This window comes from Bradyrhizobium sp. 76, from assembly GCF_023073025.1.
Classification (GTDB): Bacteria; Pseudomonadota; Alphaproteobacteria; order Rhizobiales; family Xanthobacteraceae; genus Bradyrhizobium.
Genome location: NZ_JADPIS010000102.1, coordinates 325,501 through 338,875, shown reverse-complemented (window position 1 = coordinate 338,875; position 13,375 = coordinate 325,501). Strand labels below are relative to the sequence as shown.

At 64.6% G+C, this 13,375-nt stretch carries 9 protein-coding genes; 2 read left to right on the top strand and 7 right to left on the bottom strand.

The features are described 5' to 3' along the window. Positions 1–8 precede the first annotated feature (8 nt). Positions 9–464: an Lrp/AsnC family transcriptional regulator gene (locus IVB48_RS25550; protein ID WP_247404064.1), complete on the top strand. Its 456-nt coding sequence runs from the start codon at positions 9–11 to the stop codon at positions 462–464. Positions 465–613: 149 nt separating this feature from the next. Here IVB48_RS25550 and IVB48_RS25545 read toward each other — a convergent pair whose 3' ends face one another. Genes IVB48_RS25545 through IVB48_RS25535 form a run of 3 tightly spaced genes read right to left on the bottom strand, consistent with a single transcriptional unit; the run spans position 614 to position 3,871 of the window. Beyond that, positions 614–1,399, bottom strand: coding sequence for a fumarylacetoacetate hydrolase family protein (locus tag IVB48_RS25545; RefSeq protein ID WP_247404062.1), 786 nt, complete (start codon positions 1,397–1,399; stop codon positions 614–616). Positions 1,400–1,414: 15 nt separating this feature from the next. After that, complete coding sequence (locus IVB48_RS25540) at positions 1,415–2,782, bottom strand: LLM class flavin-dependent oxidoreductase (protein ID WP_027565476.1); 1,368 nt, start codon at positions 2,780–2,782, stop codon at positions 1,415–1,417. 36 nt (positions 2,783–2,818) lie between these two features. Continuing rightward, on the bottom strand, positions 2,819–3,871 hold the full coding sequence (locus IVB48_RS25535) for an Ldh family oxidoreductase (RefSeq protein WP_247404059.1): 1,053 nt from the start codon (positions 3,869–3,871) through the stop codon (positions 2,819–2,821). A gap of 295 nt (positions 3,872–4,166) precedes the next feature. Here IVB48_RS25535 and IVB48_RS25530 point away from each other — a divergent pair, with 295 nt between their 5' ends. Then, positions 4,167–8,282, top strand: coding sequence for a GAF domain-containing protein (locus IVB48_RS25530; RefSeq protein WP_247404057.1), 4,116 nt, complete (start codon positions 4,167–4,169; stop codon positions 8,280–8,282). Here IVB48_RS25530 and IVB48_RS25525 read toward each other — a convergent pair. The 4 genes from IVB48_RS25525 to IVB48_RS25510 form a co-directional block, all read right to left on the bottom strand. Beyond that, positions 8,256–8,597, bottom strand: a complete 342-nt coding sequence (locus IVB48_RS25525) for a hypothetical protein (protein ID WP_247404055.1) — start codon at positions 8,595–8,597, stop codon at positions 8,256–8,258. The genes IVB48_RS25530 and IVB48_RS25525 overlap by 27 nt on opposite strands. A gap of 284 nt (positions 8,598–8,881) precedes the next feature. Then, the gene (locus IVB48_RS25520; protein WP_247404052.1) at positions 8,882–9,688 is read right to left on the bottom strand and encodes a WecB/TagA/CpsF family glycosyltransferase; all 807 of its coding nucleotides are present in this window, start codon (positions 9,686–9,688) and stop codon (positions 8,882–8,884) included. Next, a complete protein-coding gene (locus tag IVB48_RS25515; protein WP_247404049.1) occupies positions 9,681–12,053 on the bottom strand; it encodes an exopolysaccharide transport family protein in 2,373 nt (790 codons plus the stop codon). Before IVB48_RS25515 ends, IVB48_RS25520 begins: the two co-directional genes overlap by 8 nt. 291 nt (positions 12,054–12,344) lie before the next feature. Continuing rightward, positions 12,345–13,145 carry a methyltransferase gene (locus IVB48_RS25510; protein ID WP_247404046.1) on the bottom strand — a complete coding sequence of 267 codons (801 nt, stop codon included), beginning with the start codon at positions 13,143–13,145 and terminating at the stop codon, positions 12,345–12,347. Between the last annotated feature and the right edge of the window lie 230 nt (positions 13,146–13,375).

Sequence of the window (13,375 nt, the reverse complement as noted above, 5' to 3'; positions counted from 1 at the left end):
TGCTTTCCATGATCGAAGACCAAGACGCGCGGATTCTCGCCTTCCTTCAGAAGGACGGCCGCGCCACCAACCAGCAGCTCGCCGACGCGGTTGGCATGTCGACGTCGGCGTGCTGGCGCCGGGTGCGCGCGCTGGAGGAGCGCGGTGCCATCCAGGGCTATGCGGCCCTCGTCGCGCGCGAGCAGGCCGGCTTTGCGATGTCCGCGATCCTCCACGTCTCGCTGGAACGGCACGACGCAAAATTCGTCGACGAGTTCGTCGCGCGGGTGACCACGCGGCGTGAGGTGTTGGAGTGCTTTGCGACCACGGGCGATGCCGATTACCATTTGCGCGTCGCTGTGCAGGACATGGCGGCCTACAACAGATTCCTCGACGACTTCATGTTCCGCATTCCCGGCATTCGCTATGTCAGAAGCAACGTGGTGCTGAAAGAGATCAAGACGGGTGTGGCCCTGCCGTTTTGAGGGCAGCGCTTCGTCGTCCCGGCGAAGGCCGGGACCCATAACCACGAATGCCAATTGCCTTGCCGTAACGACGAGTCCTAATCAAAAACATCTGCTGCGGCGCATGGGTCCCGGCCTTCGCCGGGACGACACTGTTGGTGCAACGTGGGCTACCGCTCCTCCCGTACAAACCTGTTCCGCAGCGTGCCGATGCCGGTGATGTCGATCTCCACGACGTCGCCATGCTTGATATCAGGTGAGGCTCCATCCGTTCCCATCCAGATCACGTCGCCGGGCCATAACGTAAAGTATTTGGTCAGCTCGACCAGGAACGGCACCACGCCAAAGATCATGTCGTTGGTGTGGAAGCGGTTGGTCTCCTTGCCGTTGACCCGGACGATCGTTTCCATCTTGTCGAGGTCGGCTTCGGTCTCGATCCACGGGCCCATCGGCTTGAACGTGTCGGCGTTCTTCGAGCGCCACAGGCTGCGGTCGGCCTTCTGCCAATTCCGCTCGCTGACGTCGTTGCCGATGGTGTAGCCGAAGACGCAATCCATCGCATTCTGTTTGGTCAGGTGCTTGACCTTCTTGCCGACGACGACGACGAGCTCGCCTTCATAATGGATCTTGTCCGTCGCGAAGGACGGGATCATGACCTCCTCGTCATGTGCGATCAGCGCATTCTGGGCGCGATAGCCGATCTCGGGTCTGTCCGGCACCGCTGGCACCTCGCCGCGCTTGTCGGCGGCCTCTTTCAGATGCTTCAGATAGTTCAAGCCGACGCAGTAGAAGGTGCGCGGAATCAGCGGCAGCTCGATTTTAACCTGCGACAGCGGGTGCGTCCGCGAGGTGCGTTGCCATTCGCCGAAGGGATCGCCCTCGATCGCGATGACCTGGTCACCCTCGATGATCCCCCAGGACGTCTTGTCCGTGGCGGTGAATTTCAGCCAGCGCATGCCGTGTCTCCGTTGTTATTCCGCGGCATCGCGCGGCTGCACTTTCCAGTCGCCGGCAGCCGGCCGCTTGAGCCCGAGATTTTCACGCAGCGTCTTGCCGCGATATTCCTTCTGGAACAATCCGCGCCGCTGCAATTCCGGCACGATGTGCTGCACGAAATCGGCATAGGAGCCGGGCACATAGGTCGCGGCGATGACGAACCCGTCGCAGCCGCGTTCGACGAACATTTCTTCGAGCTTGTCCGCGATCTCCTTGGGGCCGCCAACCATCGCATCCTGGACCTGACCGCGGCCGGAGAAGGTGACGAAGTCGCGCGCGCTCGGATTGCTCTTGCCGGAGTTCTTGAGCACGCCGTCGCGGATGCCCAGAATGCCCTGCATGCTCTTCAATTCTTCCGTCGTCAGCGGCTCGTCGAGATCCTTGGAGGCGAAATCGTAGTTGAGCGCTTCGGCCAGCAGCGACAGCGCGTCGATCTGCAGTGGCAGCTTGTTGATCAGCGCCATCTTGTCTTCGGCCTCGGCTTTGGTCGCGGCGCAAACCGGTGTCGTCAGGTTGCAGAGGAACATCGCCTCCGGATCGCGGCCGGCTTTCGCGGCCTCGTTACGCACCGACGCATAGCCTTCCTTGGCGGCGGCGAGATTGCGTGCAGCGGTGAAGATCACCTCGCCCCACCGTCCTGCAAAGCGCTGGCCGCGGCCGGACGCGCCGGCCTGGATGATCACGGGATGGCCCTGGTCAGAGCGCGGCACCGTGAAGGGACCGCGCGACTTGTAGAATGGGCCCTTGTGATCGAGCCGCTTCACCTTAGCTGGATCGGCGAAGCGGCCGCTCTTTTTGTCCATGATGAGCGCGCCGTCTTCCCAGGTATCCCAGTGGCCGAGCACGATCTCCATGAATTCGTCGGCGCGGTCGTAGCGGGAATCATGTTCGGGATGAGAGTCCCGCCCCATGTTGTGTGCCTCGCCGTCATTGAGCGAGGTGACGACGTTCCACCCGGCGCGTCCGCCCGACATCAGGTCGAGCGTTGCGAAGCGGCGGGCGATGTCGAAGGGCTCGAAATAAGTGGTCGAGCCGGTCGCCCCCAACCCGAGCTTCTCCGTAACCATGCCCATCGTCGTCAGCACGATCAGGGGATCCATCTTCACGCAGCGGATGCCGTATTCGACGGTGTGGGCGTGATCGTTGCCGTAGCGGTCCGGCATCGCCAGCCGGTCGTCGAAGAAGGCCATGTGGAACTTGCCGGCTTCGAGGATTTTGGCGATCTCCTGATAATAGTCCGCCGACATCGAATCGTCGCGCGAGTCCGGATGACGCCACGAGCTCGGCAAATTCGTGCAGTTCTGCGCCTGAAGGAAGCCGACCAGTACCATCTGCCGCGTCATGCTGCTGTTCTCCGAATTGCGTCGGGCCGAAATCCGTCAGGCCAGGTCGAGGACCGTATCGAGCCTATACTCGCGCGCCAGCGCGCGCAGCTTTTCCCAGGTGGCATCCTCGATCTCGATGCCGTCGCGCAGGCGCTGCTGTTCGCGCACGCCCTCGATCTCGCCGGGATAGAACACGCCCTTGCTGCCCTCGGAGGGCGGGGTCGATTTGAGATAGTGCGCGAACTCGGCGACCTCGCGCTTGAAGTCGTGCAGCGGGCGAAACGCGGCGACGTTGAACACGGCCATGAAGCAGCCGTCATTGTGCCGGCCCGTGGGCTCGACGCCGAAACCGAGGCCGGTGAGCAGGCCGCACAGGACCTCGACCATGGCGGCGAGGCCGCTGCCCTTGTAGCCCTCGGTGCCGCCGAGCGGCAGCAGCGCGCCGCCCTTGCGGTATTGGGTCGGATCGGTGGTGTGTTGTCCTTCGGCATCGATGATCCACCCCGGCGGAATCTCCTCGCCGCGGGCGACCGCGAGCTGGATCTTGCCGGCCGCGACCGCAGAGGTCGCCATGTCCAGGTAGAACGGCGCATCGAGATCGGACGGCACCGCGATCGAGATCGGATTGGTGCCGAGCCGTGCCTCCTTGCCGCCGAACGGCGCCACATGCTTCGGCGAACGGCCGGAATCCGCCGTTGCAATCCCGATCATCCCTTCGCGCATCGCCATCAGCGGATAGGCGGCGAGGCGGCCGACATGGCTTTGCCGGAACACGGTGCAGGCGGCGACATTCGCCGTCTTCGCTTTCTCGATCGTCAACGCCATCGCCTTGGCGTTGACGTGGAAGCCAAACCCCCACTGACCGTCGATTACGGTCGTCGTCGGCGATTCCTGCACGATGGTCCATTTGGCGCCGGGCACGATGTGGCCGGCCTTGATCCGGTCGACATAGGTGGGAATGGCGATCACGCCGTGGGAGTCGTGGCCGGCGAGATTGGCGTTGACGCAGCCGCCTGCGACCGCGTCGGCCTCTTCCTCGGAAGCCCCGGCGGCACGAAGCAGCGCGGCGCTGATGCGCGTGAGGCGGTCGGCCTTGACGACGGGCATCGCGTTTCCTCGGTCATCGCCCTTGGTGGGCGGTTGCTGAGAGCCATCGTCTCAAAGCACGGCTGCGATATCAATCTCCCGTAAACCAATACAGGGCTGCAAATTCGTAGAGAGCACGTGCCTTTGGTCGACGATTCGCCCCGTGCGGCGGCATTTTCGACAGTTTCGCGCCGGTTGTTCGCAGCTCGTTCACTTTGATCGAGGGTTTGCGGCGCGCAATAACGACCACTTAGGCGATCGCCGGTCATAACGTCACCCGGGAAAAAAAGGCAGAAATGCCCGGGGAGTTGAGATCGTGCCGACGACACTCGCGCGCACCTTTGCGGCGTTGAGCGCCATAAACGAAGCGATCCTCTACGCGACATCGCAGGACGAGCTGTACCAGAAGGTCTGCGACGCCGGGTTTTCGAGCGGGGACTTCATGGCGGTCGCCGTGTTCCTGGTGGATCCAGACGGCCGTCGGCTGCGCTTTGCCGCCGGTCGCGGCGACGACGTCGCACGGCTGAGCGCAATCGAGATCACCACGGAAGCCGGAAGTGCCGAGGGCTCGGGCGTCAGCGGGGAGGCCTTCCGCAGCCGGAAGCTCTGCATCAGTAACGATTTTCTGAACGACCCGCGCTCGCTCGCGTGGCGCGAGGGCGCGGTCAAGGCACATGTCGGCGCCGCGGCGGCGTTGCCGCTTCTGTGCCGCGGCAAGAGCGTCGGCGTGCTGCTCGTGACCCGCAGCGAGGCCGGTTCGCTAAGCGATCAGATGGTGTCGTTGTTCGAGCGCATGTCGGCCAACATTTCCTATGCGCTGGACAATTTCGCGCGCGAGACTGCACGGCAGGCCGGCGAGCGGGCGATGCGCCGGCTCAACCGCATGTACGGAGCGATCAGCGCAACCAACGAAGCCATCCTGCGCGCCAAGACCGAGCAGGAGCTGTATCAGCTCGTGTGCGACGCCTCCGTGCACAGCGGCGAATCGCTGGCGACCATCGTGTTGCTGCGCGAGCAGGATTCTCACTGGATGAAGCCGGTCGCCTCCACCGGGCAGAACCTCGAGCTGGTCACCCAGGCACGCTATTCGATCGATCCGGAAAATCCCTACGGCAAGGGCATATCCGGCGAAGTGTTCCGGACGCAGAAGCCAATCGTCGAAGACGATCTCGCTCGCCGCACCAGGGGCACTCCGTGGGAGCACGCCAACGTCAACACCGGCGTCGTCGCCTGCGTGGTCGCGCCGCTGATCAGGCACGGTGAAAGTGTCGGCGTGCTCTTGTTCTTCATCAGCCGATCCTGGGCCAAGGACGAGGAGATCGTTGCGCTCCTCCTGCGCATGGCTGAGAACGTCTCGTTCGCGCTCGAGAATTTTGCACGCGAGGCCGAAAAAGCCAGGATCGCCAGGGAAGAAGAGCGCCTGGCACGCATGTATGCGGCGCTCAGCGCCACCAACGAGGCGATCTTGCGTGCGCGGTCGCGCTCCGAGCTGTTCGACCTCGTCTGCGAGGCGACGGCGAAGGGAGCCAAGTTCACTTCGGTCACCATTGCGCTCGCCGATCATCACGCCGAACTGCTGCGTGTCGTCTCCTGCTACGGACCGAACGCGGATCAGGTTCGCAACTTCACGTTCTCTACCTCGGACGAGGTGGCCGAAGGCCGCGGGCTGACCGGCACCTCGTTCCGCACGCGCCAGCCCGCCGTCAGCAACGATGTGCTCGCCGACGACCGCATTGCGCCGTGGCAGGCCAGCGCCCGCCGCAACGGGATCGCGTCCTCCGCGGCGTTGCCGCTCTTCAACGGTGACCAGGTCGAAGGCGTGTTCCTGTTCAACTCTCCGGAGCGCGACACCTTCACGGGCGAATTCATCGAGCTGCTGCGCAAGCTCCAGGCCAATGTCGCCTTCGCGCTGGAGAATTTCGACCGGGCCGACGAGAAGGCCAAGGCCGACAAGCAGCGTAACGGGTTGAGCGGCATGTTCGAGGCACTGAGCGCCACGAACGAAGCCATCATGCGCGCCAAGACTCGCGAGGAGCTATTCGAGGTTGGGTGTCAGGCGGCCGTGCTCGGCGGCGTCTTCGCGTCAGCGACCATCGGAATCCTGGACGAAAAAAGTGAGCTGGTTCGCGTCGTCGCGGTCAAGGGGCGGCTCCAGGAGCGAATGGTTGGACGTACCTGCGACGTCTCTCCAGATCATCCGGAGGGGCAGGGAATCATCGGCACGTCGTTGCGTACGCGACGGCCCAGTGTGATCAACGACTATCTCCACGACCCGCGATCGGCGCACTGGCATTACAAGGCAACCGAAGACGGAACGCGAGCCGCTGCCAGCTTCCCGCTGCTGCGCGCAGGTCAGGAGCCGATCGGCATTCTGCTTTTCCTCGCGCCGGAAGAGAATACGTTCACACCGGATATGGTCGAGCTGCTCGGGCGTCTGGCCGAGAACGTTTCGTTCGCACTCGATAATTTCGATCGCGCCGGGGAAAAGGCCCGCACCGAGGCGCAGAGGGAGCGCTTGGCTCGTATGTTCGCGGCGCTGAGCGCGACCAACGAGGCCATCATGCGGGCCAAGTCGCGCGCCGAACTGTTCGACCTCGTCTGTCTCGCCGCGTCGAACGGCGCCAAGTTTACCTCGACGACCATTGCGCTGGCGAGGGGCGACAGCGACCAGCTAGAGATCGTGGCGAGCGCCGGACCGTCGTCTGACACCACGCGCAATGTCCGCTTGTCAATCGACCCCGAGCGGCCCGAAGGGCGCGGAATGAGCGGCACGGCGTTCCGCACCCGCCAGCCCTGCATCAGCAACGACTATCTCAACGACGACCGCGTCCGCGTCTTCCACGCCATCGTCCGCAGCGACGGCGCACGGTCGGGCGCGGCGTTTCCGCTCGTCGCGCACGATCAGGCCGTCGGCGTCATGATCTACATGTCGACCGAACCGGGCACCTTCACGGCCGAGTTCGTCGAGTTGTTGCAGCGCCTCGCCGACAACGTCTCCTTCGCGATGGAAAATTTCGATCGCGCAGACGAGAAGAACGAGGCGGACGAGCGGATCGAGTACCTCGCCTCTCACGACAGCCTAACCGACCTGCCGAACCGCGAGACGTTCAACGGGCTGCTGCGCGAGGCGATCGACGCGGCGCAGCGCCACGATCACCGCTTCGCGGTGCTTTTCATCGACCTCGACCGCTTCAAGGTCATCAACGATTCCCTGGGTCACGAGGCCGGCGACCTGCTCCTGCTCGAAGTGGCGAATCGGCTGCGCGGTGCGCTGCGGGCAAGCGACGTGGTGGCGCGGCTCGGCGGCGACGAGTTCGTGGTGATCCTCGACCAGTGCGGCGAGATCGACGACGTCCAGCGTATCGCGACCGAGCTGCTGACGGCACTCGCCGAGCCCATGGAGCTGGCCGGGCACGAGTGCCATACCACGGCATCGATCGGCATCGCGATGTATCCGGCCAACGGCGCCGACGTGCAGACGCTGACGAAGAACGCCGATATGGCGATGTATCTCGCCAAGGAGGACGGCAAGAACGGCTATCGCTTCTTCTCCAAGGAAGTGAACACGCAGTCGATCGAGCGGCTGTCGCTGGAGAGCGCGCTGCGCCGGGCGCTGGAGCGGAATCAGTTCACTTTGAACTACCAGCCCAAGGTGGACATGGAGACCGGCCAGATCACGGGCGTGGAAGCCCTGCTGCGCTGGACGCACCCCGATCTCGGCAGCATCTCGCCGGCGCAGTTCATTCCGCTTGCGGAAGAGACCGGATTGATCGTGCCGATCGGCCGGTGGGTGGTGAAGGAGGCCTGCGCGCAGGCCATGGCCTGGCAGCGCCTCGGCCTGTTGCCGGTGTCGATGGCGGTCAACCTGTCACCGCGGCAGTTTGTCGACGAGCATTTGTTGCAGGACGTCGACGAGGCGCTGGCCGCCAGCGGCATGTCGCCCGTGCTGCTCCAGTTGGAGGTCACTGAGAGCATGATGATGCGCAACGTCGGGCGCGCGCTCAAGGTGCTCGACGCCATCCAGAGCCGCGGCATTCGCCTGGCGATCGACGATTTCGGCACCGGCTATTCGTCGATGTCGCTGATGAAGCATTTCCCGATCGACACCATCAAGATCGACCGCTCCTTCGTGCGCGACTTGCCGCAGGATGCGGAGGATCAGGCGATCGCGCAGGCGATCATCAGCATGGGCAAGGCGCTCGGCATGACCGTGGTGGCGGAAGGCGTCGAGAACGCCGAACAGGAGGCGTTCCTGCGCGCCCATGGCTGCGACGAGATGCAGGGCTTCCTGATCTCCAAGCCCGTTCCGGCGCGGCAGATGGCCGAGCTGCTGCGGCCGATGGAGCTGCCCGGCGCGCCGCCGCTCCAGCCGGAGCGGGACCATGCCGCCACCGCGGCTGCGGCGCTACGGTTGAAAAGCGCTGTCGTCTGATGGCTGTGGGTGCAGCTCGCGGACGTCCTCGTCCCTGATCTCCGCCTTGCGTGGAAAATCATCCGGCCACGGAAGTGAGGTTTGTTCGGCGAAGAGCGTGATAAGGACATGCGCGCCTTCGGCAAAGCTCGAGCCGTCGTCAAGGCCGAGCTCACGACACCACACCTGTCGCATCGGCTCGTGCGTATCGAGCACCGCCATCGCCGGACCCCACCACCAGGCCGGCGCCGGCGATCGTTCGTCCTCCGGCACGGCATGCCAGAGGACGAGCTCGTCCATCATGCGCTCGAATTGCAGGCTTGCGGCCTGATTCATTCGTTCCGTGCTCCCTTGGGTCGCGCCTGAAAGCAGGCCGATGCGCGGACTCGATCGTGGCCTTCGCTGTGAAAAGCTGGCTCGCACTATTGGCTGAGCCGATTGTGCCGCTTGTGTCGGCGGCCATACAAAAACATGCGGCGGCCGGGAAAGTTGCCGACGCCGACTGTGACAGTCTCTTTAGCCGCTTATGAGCCCGATCTGCAAGGCGCAATACCGGCGCCGCTGGCGATGAAATAGCGCAGGCGGGGCTGATAACCGGCGGCGGTCATGTCGTTGTCTACTCAGCGATTGAAGGGCCGGTTGCGGCTGAACAGCAGATAGATCGCGCGAGGGTTGGTGGTCAGATAGCGCCAGAACAGCCGGCGGGGCTCGAGCAAGGTGCGCCAGGCCCATTCCAGCCCGATCTTCTGCATCCATCGCGGCGCGCGGGCGCGGCTTCCCGACAAGAAGTTGAACAGGCCGCCGGATGTCTTGATGACGCCGACATTGGTGAGATGCGGCGTGAATTCCTCGACGAAAGCCTGCTCGTTTGGCACGCCCAGCGCAACCCAGAGATAATCCGGCGCCAGCGCGTTGATCTCGTCGACCTTCGCGCGCAATGCATCGCCACGGAGATACCCGTGGCTATGGCCGACGATCTTGAGGTTTGGATACATCTTCCGGACGTTCTCGACCGCCGCGGCGTTCTCGTCCTCGCTCGCGCCGAACATGTAAAAGGTGCGGCCGACCGCTTCGGCCTTGCGCGCGACGACGTGAAACAGATCCGTCGTGGCGACGCGCTCGGGCAGCGGAAACCAGGATTGCAGCCTGGACGCCGCCACCAGCGGCTGGCCATCGGCGTTGATGAGGTCGGCGCCGCGGAACAGGCGCTCGGTCTCCGGTTCGGTCGAGCACCGCGCCAGCACCTCGCCATTGGCCGAAGTCAGGTGCAGCGGACGGCCGATGCGATGGCGCGGATCGGTCGCCTCGATCATGAAATCTGCGGTCGCTTCCAGGTCGAGCGCGGCCATGCGAAGGCCGCCGATGGTGATCCGCGGCACGTCAGCGGTTGCGGCCCGGCCATCGAGATTGATGCGGCGCTCAAGCATATTGTCTGCCTCGTTGGCGAGCTTGGGCCATGGGGGTGAGTTCGTCGAGCACGACGCCGACGAGCTTGCGCTCGGCGCGGCCGAGCGTGCTCAATATCTCTTCCAGGCCGTCGTTGATGTCGAGGCTGGTCGGCAACACCGCCACCAGCGCGTCGGCATCATCGAGCAGCTTACGGCTGCCGGCCGTGAGTGGCGCCGTGGGGCCGTCGAGGATCACGAGGTCATAGCCGCCGGCGGAGCGCGCCTGCTCGATGGCCTTGCGGATGGCGTCAGTGGCCTTGCCAGCGTCGCCTTCGACGGCCGGCAATACCGAGATGCCGTTGAGTGTCTTGATCTCGCGTGCGGCCTTGCTGCCGATCGAAAGCCATCCGACCTTGCTCGGCTCGCTCTTGCGGGGACGGTTGACCTTGTTCGAGAGCGAGTGCGCGTGATGGTCGGCGTCGATCATCAGCACCCGGGCGCCGTCGCGCGCGGCCGCGAGCGCGAAATTGAGCGCCGTCACGCTGCGCCCGGTGGTCTCGCTGGCACCGACGAGCGCGATGACCGGCATTGTCTTTCCGCCGGCGCGCCGGGCCGCCGTGGTGCGCATGTCGCGCCAGGCGTTGAGCAGCGTCGTCAGTGGAAAGCCGGGGCGCAGCGTCGGCCAGCCCAGCCGGGTGAGGTCGATGCCGCCGCCGGTGGCGAGAATGGCACCAAGCGTGTGGATGACGTCGGCCTCCTGCAGGCGCGCGATCAGCGGCTTTTCGATCAGGGGCTTCTCGACCAACGAAGGTTGCAGCGGCGGGGCGGCGAGTTCCGGCAGTGCCTCCGCGACTTCCGGGGCTCGCGAGACCGGCTGGGCCCGGGCAGTCTCCGGCGCCCGCGACGGCTCTGGAGCTCGCGGAGCTTGCGGCAACGGAGTACGATTGGGACGGGCCGGCGCCGGTGCCGGCACGAACGCACCGGCGAACACCAGTTCGGCCGCGACGAACCAGCTTGATGCAGCGATTGCGCCGAAGATGAAACCGATCATGGCGAACAGGCTCATCGCCGGCGGGAACGAGCGCCGCTGCGGCACCGTCGCTTCGCCGATGATGCGGGCCGCCGAGGTGTTCAGCGTCTCCTGCTCCTCGGTCTCGCGCGACCGCTTGAGGAAGGATTGATAGACGTCACGGCTGGCATCGGCCTCGCGCTCGAGCTCGCGCAGGCGCACGGCGGCCTGGCTGAGCTGGACGCTCTGCCGCTTCTGCGCCTCCAGCGCCCGGCTGAGCGAGGCTTCAAAGTCGCGGGCGCGCGTCAAATCGTTCTTGGCGGACTGGGCGAAGCGGTCGATCTCTTCGTTGATGGTGCGCTTGAGATCCTCGACCTGCTTCTCGGTCTGGCGCAGCGCCGGATGACGCGGGCCGAGCTCGCCGGCTTGCTCCGCATATTTCTTGCGCGCGTCGGCATATTGCGCGCGCAGGTTGGCAATGGTCGGCGATTGCAGCGCCTCGGAGTTTGCGCCTGCATCTGCCGTGGTGCGTCGGCTCGCCTCGATCTGGTCGAGGCGCGCCTGCGCGTCCATCGTCGCGGCGCGGGCGGCGGAAAGCCGCTGGTTGCTGGCGGAAAGCTGCTGGTCGCTGATCAGCGCATCCTGGGTGCCGACGAAATTGTTCTGGGCCTTGTAGGTCGCAAGCACGGTCTCGGCGTTGCGCAGCCGCTCGCGCAGCTCCTTCAGGCGGCCGGAGAGATCGTTGGTGGCGCGCCGTGCGGCCGACGCCTGCGAGTTGCGGGATTCCGCGAGGTAGGCGCTGGTCAGCGTGTTGGCGAGCATCGCCGCTTTCGCCGGATCGGTCGACCAGACCTCGATGTCGACGATGAAGCTCTTCTCGGTCTTGCGGATCGTGATGTGCCGGTTCAGCGCCTCGAGGGCGGCGAGCTGCACTTCCTTTTTCTCCGTGGCGGAGGGCGCGTGGGGCTGAAGGCCGATCAGGCCGAGCAGCGACGACATCACGCCTTTGCCATCGGCCCCGCCGAATTCGGGGTCCTTGTCCAGATCGGCCTGCTGGATCACCTGGAGCAGCACGCTGTTGGAGGTGATCAGGCGCGCCTGGCTCTCGACCACCATCGACATGCCGGAGACGTCCTGCGCGCGAGGCGTTAGCTCGCGATCGACGAGCTGAAGCTCGCGCGGGTCGACATAGAGCTGGGCGGTGGCGGTGTAGCGGGGCGCCAGGCTCTTGCCCACGGTGACGGCAAGCGTCGCACCGAGCAGTGCGGCAACGGCAATCGCGATCTTCCGCCGCCAGAGCAGATTGACCAGCTCCAGCACGTTGAAACTGGCCCGAGGCCGCTGCTGCGAGGCCTCCGGTCTGGCCCGGTCTACCGGCTGGTTGTAGTCAAGCATGATCCCCAGCTTTCATTCCAAGTGCCGCGTGCTGAGGGGGTACTCTTCGCTCTACGCCACGCACCTCAGATATAGGTGCCCACTCAACGCAACAGGGAAAATTAACCATACTCATTGAGGGACTATTCACCGAAATGGCAAACAAAGCGTTTAAGCGCATGCCACTCTTCGACGCGTCGTCGTGACGCGTGCGATGACGCGGTCCTTCAGAGATTAACGGTTCGTTACCGCGTGCGTCGTGGCCGCGAGGGTTCGCTGGTCTTGCCATCGGCCGCGCGCGCACCATGGCCGTCAGCTTTTCCGCAGGATGACGTGATAATCGCCGCGGCGGACGTCGGTCCCGCGCGGGAGCACGGCGTTGAGCACGGCGGCGCCGGCGTCGACCAGGGCCGCGAACAGCGGCTTGCGCCGGCGCATCTCGGGATAGCGCGGGCTCTCGACCTCACGGCGGTAGATCATCTCGAGGCCGTTGGCGGCGGCGAACGCTTCGAGCGCCGGCAGCGACACCAGGGGATGAAAGAAGGTCGGGAACGGCGGCTCGCCCGGCAAGCCGGCATCCTTGATGCCGCGAATGTGCCGGTAGAACCAGACGTGGAACCAGTGCGGCGAGTATTTGGTGACGATCCCGGACAACGAGCGCGGATTGGGCGCGCCGATCAGGATCATGCCGCCGTGCTTGAGCGCATCGCGGAAATTCAGGAGTGCGGCGTCGACATTGGGAAGATGTTCGATCACGTTATAGCAGATCACCAGATCGAAGGTCCCGCGCTCGAAGCGGTAGGTCTGGACGTCGCCGAGGATCGCTTCGTCCGCGTAGCTGTTGTTGCGAACCTGGTCCTCGTCGATGTCGACGACGGTGACCTTGCTGCGGCTCAGCAATTCCGGTGGCAGTACGCTGCACGAGCCGCCTCCGGCTTCGTAGGTCGCGAGCTGGCCCTGCGGCAGTTCTCGGCGCAGCACGTCGTGAACGGCGAGCAGGCTATCGCGGGCTTCACCGGGGACGAGATCGTGCAGCGCCTGAGTGTGTGCAATGGCCGCGGAAATTTGGACCGCCGTGGCTGTCGCGAAATCGATCGTGGCTGGCTTGTTCATTTTTTTCCGACCGCGCTTGTTCGACTTAAATTTACAGGAAAAATCTCGTGTACCCGTAGAGCAAATCCGATGCCGCGACGCTTCACCCGTCGCAGTGCTTACGGTCAGGTTAATGAGCATGTGCGTTAACTACGGTATCGTCCGCGCCAGCCGCCATCGACGCCGTGGACCGCGAATTGCAGTATTACGCGCGCAAGGTTTCGCAGCAGAAACACCCGGAAGCAGTTAAG

Excerpts from the sequence above, each read along its gene's own strand:
- IVB48_RS25525 (WP_247404055.1), bottom strand. The coding sequence starts at position 8,597 with ATGAATCAGGCCGCAAGCCTGCAATTCGAGCGCATGATGGACGAGCTC.
- IVB48_RS25515 (WP_247404049.1), bottom strand. The coding sequence starts at position 12,053 with ATGCTTGACTACAACCAGCCGGTAGACCGGGCCAGACCGGAGGCCTCG.
- IVB48_RS25510 (WP_247404046.1), bottom strand. The coding sequence starts at position 13,145 with ATGAACAAGCCAGCCACGATCGATTTCGCGACAGCCACGGCGGTCCAA.
- IVB48_RS25535 (WP_247404059.1), bottom strand. The coding sequence starts at position 3,871 with ATGCCCGTCGTCAAGGCCGACCGCCTCACGCGCATCAGCGCCGCGCTG.
- IVB48_RS25545 (WP_247404062.1), bottom strand. The coding sequence starts at position 1,399 with ATGCGCTGGCTGAAATTCACCGCCACGGACAAGACGTCCTGGGGGATC.
- IVB48_RS25550 (WP_247404064.1), top strand. The coding sequence starts at position 9 with ATGATCGAAGACCAAGACGCGCGGATTCTCGCCTTCCTTCAGAAGGAC.
- IVB48_RS25540 (WP_027565476.1), bottom strand. The coding sequence starts at position 2,782 with ATGACGCGGCAGATGGTACTGGTCGGCTTCCTTCAGGCGCAGAACTGC.
- IVB48_RS25520 (WP_247404052.1), bottom strand. The coding sequence starts at position 9,688 with ATGCTTGAGCGCCGCATCAATCTCGATGGCCGGGCCGCAACCGCTGAC.